Raw genomic sequence first — 16,653 nt, forward strand, 5'->3', positions numbered from 1 at the left:
GACGTCTCTTATAGTAATAGTAAAGCGAACAAAAATCAACTGTAATTTATTAATGTTCGTGTTTTTATTGTAAACAGAAAAAAACCAGCGGAAAAATTACTTTTCCACTGGTTTTTGATTGGCCACAGCGTCTATATACCAGTCCAGGACCGAATCGGTTTCTTTTTCCTCCAGGTAGTAGCAGCGCGCCACCGCTCCACCTCCACCAGAGGTGAGTGTCACCTGAATCGTAGAAAGACCGGCACGCTTCTGCAGCAGTGTCTGCTTCTTGGATGCGGCCTGGATACGGAATCGCTTCATCAAGTAGGTCTGCTTGATAATATTCCTTGAGCGCAGGCTCAACTGGGTACCATGGATGGCCCACCCCGCATCTTTATAGGCAAGCAGGCCGAAACCCGCAAGCCCCAGGACAGCTGGAACAGCCAGCAACCCGTAAGGATAAAAGTATATGCTGACCGGAACGGCGGCCGCCACCCCGAGCCATGACTGCCGGATCATGTAACGGTATTTCGATCTGGCTGGTGGCTGCTTGAAATCACCAACAACCTGATAATCTTCGAGAATCATCTGGAGAACTCCTTCGATTTCCTTTTTCCGGATCATCGGAAGCAGTTTCAACTGATGCTCATCGTTCTGCAGTACGGAACCACCGGCACTGATGATCGTGACCGATGCATACCCCAGGGGCTGGCGGATCAGGTTTTCATCAATCCGCACCCCTTGAATCCGGTTAAGCGGGATAGTCATCTGCTTTTTCTCCAGCCATCCCCGGGTAATGATCAGATCCTCTTCCTCCAGGTAGACAGAGAAATAGGCATAGCGCATGATCGTAAGGAGGATCGATATCCCATAAGCGATCAAAAGAACAAAGAGGACAGTAACAGCCACCATCAATACACCGACCTGAATCCAGTCCAACAGTTCTTCATAAATGGCCCCGACAGGAAGAATGTCCATGAACTGGGAAAAGAACACGGCCACACCGGAAATGACCACCCCCGCCCCTCCGGAAGTGACGGCCATAAGGACAAGATCCTTCATGGTCATGCCGAACACTTTCTGTCTTGGCGGTTCCACCGGTTGTTCCCCGGCATCTTCCTCAACGCTTTCTTCTTCCTGGGCCGCCCGCTTCTGCTGAAAAATGAGCGTTTCAAGCTCTTTGGCTTCTTCGCGGGTAATGGCTGTCAATTCAGCCTCCGCTCCTTGTGTACCGGTCGCCCCCGCCGTTTCCACAGAAATTTTCACTAATTTCAACGGGCGGTGGAAAATTCCTTCCGAAAAATCAAGGCTTTGAATCCTCTCCACAGGAATGTAGCGTTTCTTCCTGAAAATCAACCCATATTCAATACGCAGTTCTCCATCTTCCATCCAATAAGAAAACCGCAGCCAGCGGATGACTCCTGAACCAAGCACGATTACCAGCAGACCTCCCCAAATGGCGAGCGGCACCCAGTTCCATTCTCCACTGAACGGGCTGCCGTTAATAAAAATAACGACAATCAATGGAAAAGCCGCATCTTTCAGGGTTTTAACGAAATTGATCAATGCAGAAATAGGGTGGAGCTTCCGCGGTTCAAACATCATCCTCAGCCACCCTTGCCAGAGAGGAAATCGACTGGCGCAGACGCTCCGCCTCGTCTTCATCGAGCGCTGGTATTTTATGTATCGTCGCCGCTGTCGATATGCTGATGGTGGAAAGTCGGAATTTCCGTAGCAGCGGTCCCTGCTCCGTATCTACGTGCTGAACCCGGACCATCGGTACCAGTGTGCGGGTAATGATGAAAATGCCGTGCTGCAGATCGATGTTCTGCTCACTGACTTCATAGCGCCAGCGTTTCCATCTCAGCCCTGGCACCAGCCAGATGAACAGAACGGCATCCAGAACGACCAGCCCTCCTCCTCCAGCCGCCAGCCACCACGGCCATTCCCAGAGGAACACCGTAACGGTTAAAGCCGTTGTTATGAGTAATAGAATGAAGCTGTGTATGACGCCGTATATGCGCCATAGCGTTAAAGCCCGCTTAGAAATACGTTGAGCCGGCTGATTATTCATACGTCCACCTCCTGTACTATCTGTACGGATATGCGAGCCCATTCGTTTCAAACAAACAGAAAGCCCGGCATCCGGGGCCCGGCTTTCTGTTATTTTCTCCCTTGGGATAAGGCTTTTGACTTTTCTGTCGTAGCCGTCATCCCTTGAATAATGGCCTTCCTGAACCCAGCTTCCTCCAGCTTGGTTACACCGGAAATCGTCGTGCCTCCGGGCGTGCAGACGGCATCCTTCAATTCTGCCGGATGTCTGCCTGTTTCCTTGACCATCTTCGCAGCCCCCTCGACTGTCTGGGCAACCATTTTATAAGCCTTGTCCCTCGGAAAGCCCTGCTGGACAGCGGCATCCGCCATCGCTTCAATCAGCATGTATACAAAAGCCGGGGAAGAACCACTGACCGCCGGCACAGCATCCATGAGTTTCTCTTCAATGACTTCCGCTTCCCCAAAGCTTTCATACAGCTCGAGCACTTCGGCCAGATCTTCCTGTGTCACAAAAGCATTGGGACAGAGCGCACTCATACCTGCACCAACCAGCGATGGGGTGTTCGGCATGGATCGGATGACTTTGACATTTTTATCAAAAGCCTCTTCCATCGATTGAAGCGTAATACCGGCTGCAACCGTAATGACCACCGTATCCTCGGAAACCTCTTCACGGATTTCCTCAATCACACCTCTGTACACATATGGCTTCACGGCCAGAAACAGCAGGTCGCTTTCTCCTGCCAGTTTCTTATTATCATTGGAAATATGTATGCCGTACTCATCGGCCACAAAATCGATCGTTTCATCAGACAAAGCGGTCGCAGCGATATCCCCCGGTTCCACGACCCCTGCATCAATCATGCCCTGAATCATGGCCTGGCCCATCTGACCGCAGCCGATAAAACCTATACGTTTCTTCACCGTACATCCCTCCTTGGTGATTCTTATTGTATAGGAACTTTGTCGAACACACAATTGCTTCCCGCTTTCACTAATATTTTCTAGTAAAATGATCACGTTTTTATTAGAAAAGGTTTACAAATCAGCATTTGTTACCTATAATAAAGACTGTATTCTTCATATCATAAAGAAACGCCCAAAATATCATAGCTGCTACGAGAAAAGCCGAGCTGTTTAAGCTCGGCTTTTCTCGTGGTGTCCGTGATCCTTAACGGCTTCAAGAACTTTCTTGACTTCTTTCTTGTTTTTTCTGGAAACCAGAATGTATAACGTATCCCCTGCTTTTATTTCCGTCTGTCCGTATGGTGTAATCACATCACCCTTACGGATAATGGCATTAATCAATGCCCTGTCCGGCAGTTCCATTTCCTCAAGCTTCTGCCCGACGACGACATTCCTCGGAGTTACCTCAAACTCAATCATCTCCACATTCGCTTTTCCAATTGAAATCAGTTCCAATGAATGAATCGGGTTGCCAAGCTTGTCGGAAACCAGTTTGAACCGGTCTGCCATCCAAGTAATCGAGGACCCCTGGATGAGCGCTGAAGTCAGAACCGTGAAGAAAACGACGTTGAAGATCACCTGGCTGTTTTCGATGTCGGCAAGCATCGGGAAAATTGCGAGGACGATCGGAACCGCTCCCCGGACACCCGCCCACGATAGAAACACTTTTTCCCTCCATGTAAACGAAAACCCGGATAGACTCAAAAAAGCCGCTGCCGGCCTGGCAATAAAAATAAGCACCCCGGCAATCAATAATCCGCTCGCCATGACAGACCACGTAAACACCTCTGACGGAGTGACGAACAACCCAAGGATGATGAACATCAGAATCTGTGCCATCCAGCCGAAGCCTTCATGGAAGCGAAGGATTGAATAACGGTAGGCAAGTTCCGCATTTCCGATGATCACCGCAGTGACATAGACGGCAAGAAGTCCACTGGCTTGCAGAAGCGAGCTCGCCCCGTAGGAAAGAAACGCAAAACCAAGCGCAAAAAGGGGATAAAGCCCGCTGGAATCGAGGTTGATTCGGTTTAAGGCGAAACTCGCCCCCCAGCCGATCGCAGCACCAACCACGACCCCTGCCCCCATCTGCCAGAAGAAGGAACCAACCAATCCGAACATGTTGACTTCATCAACCGTCAGCAGTTGAATGAAGCTGATCGTCAAAAACACGGCCATTGGATCATTCGTCCCTGATTCGGCTTCCAGGGTGGCCTCCAGCTTCCCGTCTACATTTTTCCCTTTCAGTACAGCAAAGACGGCTGCAGCATCTGTAGAACCGACGATCGCTCCGACGAGCATCGCCTCCACCCAGCCGATATGAAGGAAATATTTCGCTGCAACTGCAACGATACCTGTCGTCAGTACGACTCCGACGGTCGCAAGCGTCAACGAAGGGGCGAGGACAGGACGAATATCTTTCCACTTGGTCAGCATTCCACCTTCAAACAGAATGATAATCAAAGCAATGACACCGACAAGCTGGGCGATTTCCGGATTGTCAAAGTCAATGAACCCCAGACCCTCGTTGCCGACCATCATTCCGACAAGAATAAACAACACGAGAGACGGAACCCCAAGCCGGGAAGAGAATTTCGTAACGATGATGCTGACAATGAGCAGAAGCGCCATCAGCATAATGAATTGATTAGACTGCAGAATTTCCTGAATCATAGAATGAACTCCTTGTATGTAGGATGACCCTTCTCATTATATCAAGGAGTTTCCTTTCCTGTGTACTTGTAAACCTTTCGCACAAAAAAGGGGCCGAGAACTCTCTCGACACCCTTTTTATGTCAGCTACGTGAACATTTCCTCGACCTGCTCGCTGAAGAAATGCTTCATCGAATGAAAAACGTCGGCTTTTCTGCGTAGGATGTAATAACGGAACTTATCATGTTCGATGGATTTATAAGCCTGCATCAAGCTGGAGGACCGGTTATACTGATTCACTTCCCCGTACCCGAACATCTGTGAAACTTCAATCAGCTGTTCAATTAAACCGAGACATCGTTTATTATCAGAGGTCAGGTTGTCACCATCAGAAAAGTGGAACGGATAGATGTTGTAGCGTTCCGGTGAATATTTCGTCTCAATGAGCTCCAGCGCTTTCCTGTAAGCAGATGAGCAGATGGTTCCGCCGCTTTCCCCTTTCGAAAAGAAATCCTCCTCGCTGACGACTTTCGCCTGCGTATGGTGGGCGACAAATTCAATATCCACCGTTTCATAGTTTCGGTTCAGGAAGCGGGTCATCCAGAAAAAGAAACTTCTGGCCATGTATTTTTCCCACTGCCCCATCGACCCACTGGTATCCATCATGGCAATGACGACCGCTTTGGACTCCGGCTTGGTCTTCTCATTCCACGTCTTGTAGCGGATGTCCTCCGGGTAAATCGGTGCGAAAGAGGGTTCCCCGCGAAGTGCATTCCGCTTGTAGGCTTCAAGCATTGTCCTCTTCTTATCGATATTGCCGGTCAATCCGGTTTTACGAATATCGCTGAATTCAATATCGGTATGAAGGATATTGTCTTTTTCTTTCTCATCGAGATTAGGAAGGGTCAGCTCTTTGAATAAAGCCTCTTCCAATTCAGCCAGCGATACCTCTGCCTCATAATAATCGTCTCCCGCCTGGTCACCGGCGCCGTCTCCATCGCCGGGCTTCCCTTTAGCGGGCTGCGGGGCCTGGGCCACCACATCGCCAATTTCGCTGTCTCCCTCTCCTTGTCCCGCATGCTTATTCTTCTCATAATTGTAGCGGATTTTATATTCATCTAATGACCGTATAGGAATCTTCACGACACGCTTTCCATTGGACATGACAATGTTTTCTTCGGTTATCAAATCAGGCAGCTGCTTGCTCATGGCATCTTTGACTTTTTCCTGGTGTCGACGCTGATCGTCGTAGCCTTTCCGATGGAGGGACCAGTCGTCTTCGGCGATTACAAAACTCGTCTCTTCATCCATGTTATTCCCTCCTAATCGAGTATTACTCTATCGTATGCAGGTCCACGTGAATGGATGAAACATATTGGGATATGTATCGATTATTTGTTATTTCCGCCTATCTTTTCTCTTATTTCTGATCCCTTCTACTAGGTTTTCTCATAAAAAAAAGCCCCTGCAGCCAGGCTGCAGGGGCTTTTCATTTCCTATTATCCTTCTAAAAGAAGGTCGTACGGATCTTCAATCATTTCTTTAATGCGGCGCAGGAACTGGACCGCTTCTTTTCCATCGACGATTCTGTGGTCGTAGGAAAGCGCAATGTACATCATCGGACGTGCTTCAATGCTGTCATCAGGCATGACCTTCGCGCGCTTCTCAATATTGTGCAGCCCAAGAATTCCGACCTGAGGGGAATTCAGGATCGGCGTAGAAAGCATGGACCCGAAAATTCCACCGTTTGTGATGGTAAAGGAACCTCCTTGGAGATCCTCCAGCTGCAGTTCTTTATTCCGGGCCTTCGCTGCTACATCAGCGATTCCCTTCTCAATACCGGCGAAATCAAGGCGGTCGGCATCACGGACGACAGGAACCACAAGACCCTCCTCTGTAGAAACAGCCATTCCGATATCATAGAATTTCTTCTGAATGATTTCGCTGCCCTGAATTTCTGCGTTCAAGTTCGGGAATTCCTTCAAGGCACCGACGGCCGCCTTCGTGAAGAAGGACATAAAACCGAGTTTCACGTCGTGCTTTTTCTGGAAGGATTCTTTGCGGTCGCTGCGAAGCTTCATAACGTTCGTCATGTCCACTTCGTTGAACGTCGTGAGCATTGCTGCTTCCTGCTGGACCTCTACAAGACGCTTGGCAATCGTTTGACGGCGGCGGGACATTTTAATCCGTTCCACCGGTTTATCAAACTGTGCCTTCTCCTCTTCCTTCTTCTCTTTCTTCGGCTTGTCGTTAGACGCTGATTTCGGCTCTTCCGACTTGCTGCCACCCTTAGCTGCGGCATCGACATCTTCCGGACGGATGCGGCCGAGCGGATCACGGGCAGAAATACTGCTCAAATCAATACCGAGTTCACGAGCACGCTTTCTGGCAGCCGGAGTGGCTACAATGTCCTTATTCCCATTGTTCTGTCCATTGGAGCCCGCTGGCTGTTCTTCCTGCTTGGACTCCTGTTTCTGTTCCTGCTGCTGAGGTTCTTCCTTCTGTTCAGCTGCAGGTGCTTCCGCCTGTTGATCATCAGAGGAATCCTCAGAAGATGCGGAAGCTTCTCCGTTCTCATCCACTTTAGCGATGACGTCTCCGACTTCTACGTCATCTCCTTCTTCCTTGAGCAGTTCAGCAATAACCCCGTCTGCATCCGCGTTCACTTCCACATTGACCTTGTCTGTTTCCAGCTCAAGAATTGGATCGCCTTTGGAAACGTGGTCGCCTTTTTTCACAAGCCATTCGGCTATCGTGCCTTCAGTTATGGATTCAGCTAATTCAGGTACTTTGATTTCCTTCATTTTGTTTCTCCTCCTTTAGACATCTGCAGCGCTTCAAGAATGATTCGATTCTGCTCTGTTTTATGGATATTCGGTTCTCCAACGGAAGGGGAAGCCCTGTGCGGACGTCCTACAAATCTGTGAATCTGTCCATCCTTCAGGAGTCTGTGGAGGATCCCCTCCACGAAATACCAGCTACCCATGTTCTGCGGTTCTTCCTGGACCCATACTAGTTCTTCTAAATTCGGATAGGTTTCCAGCATTTCTGCCAGTTTTTGATCCGGGAATGGGTAAATCTGTTCCACCCGGACAGCATCGATGGTTTCGAAGGTTTCGTCCATACTTTCCACCTTGTCTTCGATATCCACCATGATTTTTCCGCTTCCTAATAGAAGGGTTTTCACTTTTTCTTTATCTTTATTCTCAGATAATCCCGGCTGCATCATGAGCGACTGGAATTTCCCATCGCTGAAAGCATCTCCGTCTACGGCGACTCTTTGATTCCGCAGCAGGCTTTTCGGTGTCATCAATACAAGCGGCCGTGCCTCTTCCTGGTTGCTGATTGCCGCCTGTCTGCGGAGCAGGTGGAAATACTGGGCCGATGATGTGACATTGGCCACGGTCCAGTTGTTTTCTGCAGCCAGCTGAAGGAAACGCTCAAGGCGGGCACTGGAATGCTCCGGCCCCTGTCCTTCATACCCGTGCGGAAGCAGGAAGACCATATTGGATTTCTCTCCCCACTTCGCGCGGCCGGCGGCAATAAACTGATCAAAAATGACCTGACCGGCATTGGCGAAGTCACCAAACTGCGCTTCCCACAGGACAAGAGAATCGGAAGCATGAACACTGTAGCCGTACTCAAAACCGATAACCCCTGCTTCCGATAACGGACTGTTGTGAATATCAAAGGACGCTTCCGCCTGATCCAGCCCGTGAAGTGGACAGTAGGTTTCATCCGTTTCTACATCATGTAGGACAAGATGACGGTGAGCGAAGGTTCCCCGCTCCGTATCCTGACCGGTAATCCTTATCGGAATGCCATCTTCCAGGATAGAAGCGAAGGCCAGGGCTTCCGCTGTCGCCCAGTCCACTTTCTGCCCTTCATCCAGCATTTTCGCACGACGCTGGAGAATCTTTTCCAGCTTCTTAAATCCATTGAAGCCTTCCGGACGTTTCAGCATCCCTTCATTCAGACCACGCAGACGCTCAATATCCACGGATGTCTGAATTTCATCCAGATCCCGTTCTACACCGCTCGGACGGTCCTTCACATCAGGAGCAGCTGTTTCGTGCTCACCCATATTGTTATAGATGTCACGAAGCTTCTCTTCAATCTCTTCTTTCATCTTCGCCAGCTCGCCGTCTTCCACAACGCTTTCATCCTGAAGCTGCTTCTCAAAAACAGCGGCAGCCGTCGGATGCTCATCGATTTCCTTATACAGCTTCGGCTGTGTAGAGCGCGGCTCGTCCATTTCGTTATGTCCGAAACGGCGGTACCCGACGAGATCAATCAGAAAGTCCTTATGGAACTTCTGACGGTATTCGTATGCAAGAGCCATAGCAGAAAGGCATGCCGCTGGATCGTCGGCATTCACATGCACCACCGGTATTTCAAAGCCCTTCGCCAGATCACTGGCATATCTTGTCGAACGTCCGTCTCTGCGGTTCGTCGTGAAGCCGACAAGGTTGTTGGCGATGATATGGACCGTGCCTCCTGTACGATAGCCGGGAAGATCACTCATATTCAGCGTTTCTGCGACAACCCCTTCACCGATAAAGGCTGCATCCCCGTGGATCAACAGACCGAATGCCTCGTCTTCGTCCATCTTCGCATAGCCGGGTTCCCTGCGGTCATCCTGCGCCGCTCTTGTAAAACCCTGGACGACAGGGTTGACGTATTCCAGGTGGGAAGGGTTATGGCTCAGCGTCACTTTCGTTGCCGACTGCTCGCCGTTTTCGATCTCTCTCCGGGCTCCGAAGTGATACTTCACATCACCTGTCCAGCCGTAGTTGATGCCCATCGAACCTTCTGAAGGTACGAGCTCTTTATCAGGTGAATGGTGGAACTCAGAGAAAATCCGGTCATAAGGCTTCCCAAGGATGTGGGCAAGCACGTTCAGTCTTCCCCTGTGGGCCATGCCCATCATGATATGTTTAATGTGGTCGCCGGAAGCCGACTGGATAATATGGTCGAGCATCGGCACCATAATATCGAGGCCTTCAATGGAAAAGCGCTTCTGTGCCACAAACGTTTTGGCAAGGAAGTTCTCAAAACCTTCCACTTCAGCCAGGCGGTACAACAGCTGTTTCTTTTCTTGATTTGTCAAAGATACCTGATACGATCCTGTATCGACTTTGTCCTGCAGCCATTTTCTTTCGTTCTCATTATTGACATGGCCGAATTCAAAGGAGATCGTCCCCGCATATCTCTCTTTAAGTACATGGACCACTTGGAGGGCATTATCCAGTTTCATAGGCGCGTCCGGCCAGACCCACTCCGCCGGCATAGCCTCCAGATCCTTCTCCTGAAGTCCGTAGGTTTCTAAATCAAGCAAATTTGTTTTAGGCCGCTCGTCACTTCCTACAGCATAGATGTTCGCCTGCAGATGGCCGTGACGACGAATAGCCTCAACAAGTTTCAATGCCGAGGTGATTTTCGCAATGTCCCTTTCTGAAGGAGACGCAGCGCCGTTCGTTTCAACAGACGGGCTTGTCTTCATCCAGTCAGGTGCCCCGTGCTCGTCAAAAATTTCCTTCAGTGAAGGATCGACAGCACTTGGGTTTTCTTCATATACTTCGAATTGCTCTTCGATATACCCCATGTTGGGGCCGTGGAAATTATCCCAAAATCTTTGAATGGAGCCTTGTTTAGACACGTAGAATACCTCCAAGTAGTTGTTGGCTAAAGTTTCCTCGAAAACGTTTCCAAGTCCACATACTATTATAGAATTGAAACGCTTACGTATTCAACAAATTTCGCTTATTTTTCTCAAATGGTAACAATTCCATTATAACAAGAAAGGCGCACCCTTTGGTACGCCTTTTTACTTTTTACTGGTAAAGATTATTCCTCATCCTCAAGAACCCGGTAGGCCATATCGAAAAACTTCATCTGGCTGTTGATACGCACCTGGTTTTTCTCAGGCTGTACGTACTCATAACTGCCGTCGTTCTTCTGCTCCCTCGCCTTGATGTTATCATTCAGCATGATGGACAGGATTTTCTTCAGCCGGGTTTTCACAGAAGGCTCGTGAATCGGGAAAAGCAGTTCAACGCGTTTCACCATATTTCGAGTCATCATATCCGCAGAGGAAAGGAACAGGCGGTCGTCCCCGTTGTGATGGAAATAATAAATCCGGCTGTGCTCCAGGAAGCGTCCGACAATGCTGTACACGCGGATATTGTCACTGACGCCTTCAATGCCGGGCCTCAAGCAGCAGATCCCGCGGACGATCAGGTCGACCTGTACGCCTGCCTGGGAAGCTTCGTACATTTTCATGATCAGGTTTTTGTCCGTAAGCGAGTTCATCTTCGCTATGATCCGGCCGTTTCCGTGCTGCTTATGGAAGCGGATTTCATTGTTCATGTAGCGGATAAAGTCATTCCGGATATCAAATGGAGCCATAGACAAGTGATGGAACTCCGGTTTCTCCGTAAAACCGCTCAAGTAATTGAAGAAGTGCGTCGAATCTATCCCGAACTTCCGCTTCGACGTAATGATGCCCATATCGGTATACAGAGAAGCCGTCTGGTCGTTGTAGTTTCCGGTACCCAGGTGGACGAAGCGCTCGATCTTTTCTGCTTTTTTCCTGACGACAAGGGTGATTTTGCTGTGGGTTTTCAAGTAGGTCATGCCGTAAATGACGTGACACCCGGCTTTTTCGAGCTCCTTGGCCCACTGCACGTTGTTCTCTTCATCGAACCGCGCTTTCAGTTCAACAAGCACCGTCACCTGTTTCCCTTTCTCCGCTGCCCGCTTTAAAGCGTCTATAATCGGTGAATCTCCACTTACCCTGTACAGCGTCTGTTTGATGGCCAGCACGTATGGATCATCTGCCGCTTCCGCCACAAAATCGACGACAGGCTCAAAGGATTCATAAGGGTGGTGCAGGAAGATATCGCGGTTCTCCGCTGCTTCAAAGATATTCTCCTCCCCATCCAAATCACGCGGTGGCTGCGACATCAATGTCTCATAGTAAAGGTGATCCTTCACATCAGCAAACGTTTTATGGAACTTGAACAGGAACGTGAGATCAAGCGGACCGTTCGTAATATACAGGTCATCACGATGAATTTCCAGGACGCTGAGCAGGAATTTGACCACTTTCTCATCGTACTTGCCATCCCTTACTTCCAGACGGACGGCTGCGCCCCATTTGCGTTTTTTCAATTCTTTTTCGATTTCCTTCAAAAGATCCCGGGCACCTTCCTCATGGATTGTCATATCCGCATTTCTTGTGATACGGAACTCTGTAACAGATTCCACTTTGTATCCTTTAAACAGTTTACCCATAAAATGGCTGATAATTTCCTCAAGAAGCACATATTGGTATTTATTTTCATGCTCCACCTGGACAAAACGATCCAGGACGGCCGGCACCTGGACAATCGCCGTCTTTGTTGTGTTCTCCGGATCGATTTCATCTTTGATGACGACAGCAAGGTTGATGGACTTGTTGAGAAGCATCGGAAACGGACGGTAGGCATCCACAGCCATCGGCGTCAGCACGGGAAAGATTTCCTCGTCAAAATATTTTTCGAAGCGGTTGATTTCCTCTTTCGTCAAATTATCTATGGAAAGCAGGGAGATGCCTTCCTTCTCCAGTTCCGGCTTCATCGACTGATAAGAGTCATACTGCTTCTTCACGTTGTTATGATTGATTTCCGAAATTTTCGCCAGCTGCTGTTTCGGAGTCAACCCGGCCTTGTTCTCCGGCTTGTTGAAACCGGCTTTTACCTGATCCTTCAATCCGGCTACCCGTACCATGAAAAATTCATCCAGGTTGGAGGATCCGATCGCTAAAAATTTCAAACGCTCAAGCAAAGGGTTATCCAAATCAAGAGCCTCATCAAGCACACGCTCATTAAAAGCGAGCCAGCTCAGCTCCCGGTTGTTATAAAACAATGGATTATTCAATTCCTGTGTCTTGTTTTCTGTTGACATTCCGCACACCCTTTACACATTTATTCCACTCCATATGTTAGTACGTCTCTATATCCTCTATATAAAACAAGTGTTAAGGTTTTGTAAAAAAATGATGAATTTTGCTGAATTTTGTTTTCTTTTAAGGTAGAATATTCCGAAATTAATAGCTGTGCATAAAAAGAAGCCCGCAGAGGGACTTACTTTTTATTTTCCACAAAAGACAGTTCTATAGTCTTTTTCAGTGACTTTTCCAAATGTTTTTTCTGTTTTTCCGCCTGATATTCCTCCGGCATCCATTCGCCGGAGCAGTGACACATAATATGCAGGTCATGGCCTTCTTTCGTCAGCGTAAGGCTTTGGATCGTCTGCCTGCGGGTGCTGTCGAGGCTGTAGCAGAACTTCAGAAGGGAGCCAAGAAGACGGAGCTTCTTCTGTTCATCCTTCAAAAACCACTTCTTATACGGCTGAAGGAACTGCTTGAAAATCGTTTTGTTCTTATAGGAGGCCATAAGCGCCATCCGCAGTCTCTCCATATGCATCAATCCGTCAATCGTCCGGTTGGCAAGCAGGTAGAAGGTATGCTGGGCACTCGCTTCACTGTCGATATAATCCCCCAGGTTGAACACATAGCTCGCCCTCTTCACTTCCTGCCAGTCCGATTTTTTCAAAGAACCGAGCCCTTTTTCATGGAGCTGGTAGAAAAGCTGATGAGCCAGATGCTGGACGTGCTGGATCTGTTTGACATTCAAGTCATAATCATTGATTAATTCCTGAATGCTCTCCTCCAGCACGTTCGGAAAAACCGATGTCCCCATATCCTTCGTCAGCTGTTCAAAAAAGACACCATCCCGAAGCCCTTTTCTGCTCAGAATGAATCCGGAAGCCTGCATGGTATCGTAAAGGGAATGGAACACTTCCGTCGCCGGCAGAATAATATCCGCCCGGTCTTTGGACAGCCCCTCCACCTTCTGCAGCTTCTTCATCGGCAGGGTGAATAAATAATTTTTTATAAAAGCGAGATCGCTGTCCTTCATTTTATATTGATGAAGGCCGGCCAGCGGGTACTCCTTCAGGTTCTGATCGATCTGTGCAAGGTTCCGCGCGCCACCGCCGATTCCGATCAATGGAATATCCTTCTTCTGCAGCCACGGCAGTGATTTGAACTGATCAAGCAGATACCGGCGCAAAGCCGCGAATTCATTCTCGGTCGGCAGTTCCTTTTTGAAGAAGTCCTGCTTCAACGTCAATGCTCCGAACGGGAAGCTGTACGATTCGATCAATTCACGGTCTTTAAAATATGTAACTTCGGTACTCCCCCCGCCAATATCCACGGTGATCCCTTCTGTAACTGGAGTGGAATTCACGACGGCCAGGTAACCGTAATACGCTTCTTCGTGATCCGATAAAATGCGCATGTCAAAACCGGTATGCTTGGAAACCTGGCTGATGATCTCCTCCTGGTTCCCCGCCTGGCGGACCGTAGCCGTAGCGACACACACCATTTCCTCAAGCGTATAGGATTCAGCAACTTCCTTGAAACTCTTCAGTGTCGTCAGCAGCGTCTGCAGCCCTTCGGTGGATAACAGACCATCCTTCGTTAAATGGTTCCGGAGACGTGCGACCGCTTTTACATTCTCCACTTCACGCAGACGTCCACCTTTATCACGCAGATAAATCACTAGACGCATCGTGTTTGAACCTACATCAATAATTGCATAAAATTTCCTGGCCATGATTTCACCACTCTTCTTTTTTTGACATTATAACATAAAAAAGACCGCCCTCTTATCGAAAAGGAGGCGGTCTGATGAGGCATTACCTGTTCAACAGGCTGCCTACATATTTCAACAGTTCGTTCGCTGAGCTGGAGTTGTACCCATGCTCATCGACAAGGGTGGCAACGACTTCGTTAATCTTCTTCAGCTGCTGTTCATCCGGAGTCTTCGCTGACGTCGTAATCTTCACGACATCCTTCAGATCAGCAAACAGCTTCTTCTGAATGGCTTCGCGCAGACGCTCATGGGACTGGTAGTCGAACTTCTTGCCTTTACGTGCGTAGGCGGAGATCCGAATGAGAATTTCTTCACGGAAGGCTTTTTTCGCATTTTCCGAAACGCCGATCTGTTCTTCAATGGACCTCATGAGACGCTCATCCGGGTTGAGTTCTTCACCCGTCAGCGGATCCCTCAGCTTCGCCTTGTTACAGTACGCTTCGACGTTATCCAGGTAATTGTCCATAAGCGTAACGGCGGATTCTTCATAGGAGTACACAAATGCTTTCTGCACTTCCTTTTTCGCAATTTCATCATACTCTTTTCTCGCCAGGGAAATGAAATCAAGGTATCTCTCCTTGTCCTCACTGGATATGGAGGCGTGGCTTCCAAGTCCATCCTTCAAGGAACGGAGAACATCCAGTGCGTTGATCGATGTCAGTTCTTTCTTAATGATGGTGGATGATATGCGGTTGATCACGTACCGTGGATCGATCCCGCTCATTCCCTCATCGCCATGCTCCTTCTTCAGTTCCTCGACATCCACATCACTGAAGCCCTCTAGAATTTCGCCATCATAGAGTCTCATTTTCTTAAGCACATCGATGGACGCCTTTTTCGATTCTTTTAATCGTGTCAGGATCGTGAACATTGCTGCCACTCTTAACGTGTGCGGAGCAATATGGACATCGCGGATATCACTCTCTCTAATCATCTTTTCATAGATCCGCTCTTCCTGACTGACCCTCAAATTATACGGCACAGGCATGACGATCATCCGGGAGTGGAGCGCCTCATTCTTCTTGTTGGCAATAAAAGAACGGTATTCCGCTTCGTTCGTATGAGCTACAATTAATTCATCCGCTGAGATCAGGGCAAAACGGCCAGCCTTGAAGTTCCCTTCCTGTGTCAGGCTGAGCAGGTGCCAGAGGAACTTCTCATCACACTTCAGCATTTCCTGGAACTCCATCATGCCACGGTTGGCCTTGTTCAGCTCTCCATCGAACCGGTAAGCACGCGGATCCGATTCCGACCCGAATTGAGCAATGGTCGAGAAGTCAATCGAACCGGTCAAGTCGGCAATATCCTGGGACTTCGGATCAGAAGGGCTGAAGGTACCAATGCCTGTACGCTTATCCTCTGAGAAAAAGATCCGTTCCACTAAAACGTCCTCAATTCTTCCTCCATACTCCGTTTCCACACGCATCGTATTTAACGGAGACAAACTTCCTTCAATACGGATGCCATACTCATCCTGAAAATCCTTGCGCAGATGGCTCGGGATCAGATGCAGCGGATCTTCATGCATTGGACAGCCCTTGATGGCAAAGACAGCCCCTTCATCCGTATGCGTGTACTTTTCCAATCCCCGCTTCATCAGGTTTACAAGTGTGGATTTCCCGCCACTGACAGGTCCCATCAATAATAGAATACGTTTGCGGACATCCAGTCTTCTCGCTGCCGGGTGGAAATATTCCTCCACCAGCTTTTCCATCGCTTCATCCAGTCCGTAGATATCATCATCAAAGAACTTATAACGCTTATGATCATGCGCTTCTTCCACACCAGCACTTTTAACCATATTGTAAACGCGGGAATGAGCGGATTGTGCTAAATACGGCCGCTCTCTCAACAGCTCCAAGTATTCAGCAAACGTTCCTTCCCACTTCAGTTCTTCCTCGTATTCCCGGTGGTCTTGTATCTTCTTTAAAATGTCCACTTCGCGACCTCCCCCGTCGTAAGAGACGAATTTTAATACATCCTATGCCTGGCTCATGTAAAACATGTGTGAATCAAAGAAATGTGGAAGCGGCTTGGTCAGTCCCGACAAGCATAAGACCAGCACCGCCGTGGAGGGCTTTTCTCCACAGAGGTGTTGGACTTATGACCTCGAGGGACTAGCCGCTGCAACTGGACAAAGACTGAAATGCGGAAGCACCCTGATAGATGCGACAAGCATAAGACAAGGATTGCAGTGAAGCGTTCTTCCTTCACGGAGATCATTGACTTATGTCTCGAGCATCTGGGTGCCGGAGCTGGACTACAAAAAAAGAAATGTGGAAGCGGCTTGGTCAGTCCC

At 48.8% G+C, this 16,653-nt stretch carries 10 protein-coding genes; all 10 read right to left on the reverse strand.

Annotation, left to right across the window (positions count from 1 at the left end):
• Positions 1-96: 96 nt before the first annotated feature.
• Positions 97-1,584 (reverse strand): PH domain-containing protein, encoded by a 1,488-nt coding sequence (locus ACXADP_RS15865; protein ID WP_474971905.1) that lies wholly within the window; start codon positions 1,582-1,584, stop codon positions 97-99.
• The gene (locus ACXADP_RS15870; RefSeq protein ID WP_474967717.1) at positions 1,574-2,053 is read right to left on the reverse strand and encodes a PH domain-containing protein; all 480 of its coding nucleotides are present in this window, start codon (positions 2,051-2,053) and stop codon (positions 1,574-1,576) included. The genes ACXADP_RS15865 and ACXADP_RS15870 overlap by 11 nt, the downstream gene beginning before the upstream one ends.
• Before the next feature lie 89 nt (positions 2,054-2,142).
• Positions 2,143-2,958: a pyrroline-5-carboxylate reductase gene (gene proC / locus ACXADP_RS15875; RefSeq protein ID WP_474967716.1), complete on the reverse strand. Its 816-nt coding sequence runs from the start codon at positions 2,956-2,958 to the stop codon at positions 2,143-2,145.
• Positions 2,959-3,171: 213 nt separating this feature from the next.
• On the reverse strand, positions 3,172-4,674 hold the full coding sequence (locus tag ACXADP_RS15880; protein ID WP_474967715.1) for a potassium/proton antiporter: 1,503 nt from the start codon (positions 4,672-4,674) through the stop codon (positions 3,172-3,174).
• A gap of 126 nt (positions 4,675-4,800) precedes the next feature.
• Entirely contained in the window at positions 4,801-5,964 is a 1,164-nt protein-coding gene (yhbH, locus tag ACXADP_RS15885; RefSeq protein ID WP_474967714.1) for a sporulation protein YhbH, read from the reverse strand.
• 188 nt (positions 5,965-6,152) lie between these two features.
• Positions 6,153-7,457: a 2-oxoglutarate dehydrogenase complex dihydrolipoyllysine-residue succinyltransferase gene (gene odhB, locus ACXADP_RS15890; RefSeq protein ID WP_474971906.1), complete on the reverse strand. Its 1,305-nt coding sequence runs from the start codon at positions 7,455-7,457 to the stop codon at positions 6,153-6,155.
• The gene (locus ACXADP_RS15895) at positions 7,454-10,258 is read right to left on the reverse strand and encodes a 2-oxoglutarate dehydrogenase E1 component (RefSeq protein ID WP_474970360.1); all 2,805 of its coding nucleotides are present in this window, start codon (positions 10,256-10,258) and stop codon (positions 7,454-7,456) included. The genes odhB and ACXADP_RS15895 overlap by 4 nt, the downstream gene beginning before the upstream one ends.
• A 242-nt stretch (positions 10,259-10,500) precedes the next feature.
• Complete coding sequence (locus ACXADP_RS15900; protein ID WP_474971907.1) at positions 10,501-12,600, reverse strand: RNA degradosome polyphosphate kinase; 2,100 nt, start codon at positions 12,598-12,600, stop codon at positions 10,501-10,503.
• Between the two features lie 179 nt (positions 12,601-12,779).
• Positions 12,780-14,315, reverse strand: a complete 1,536-nt coding sequence (locus ACXADP_RS15905) for a Ppx/GppA phosphatase family protein (protein ID WP_474971908.1) — start codon at positions 14,313-14,315, stop codon at positions 12,780-12,782.
• Between the two features lie 82 nt (positions 14,316-14,397).
• Entirely contained in the window at positions 14,398-16,293 is a 1,896-nt protein-coding gene (locus ACXADP_RS15910) for a PrkA family serine protein kinase (RefSeq protein WP_474967710.1), read from the reverse strand.
• Between the last annotated feature and the right edge of the window lie 360 nt (positions 16,294-16,653).

The organism is Halobacillus sp. AWH4_228 (assembly GCF_056158365.1).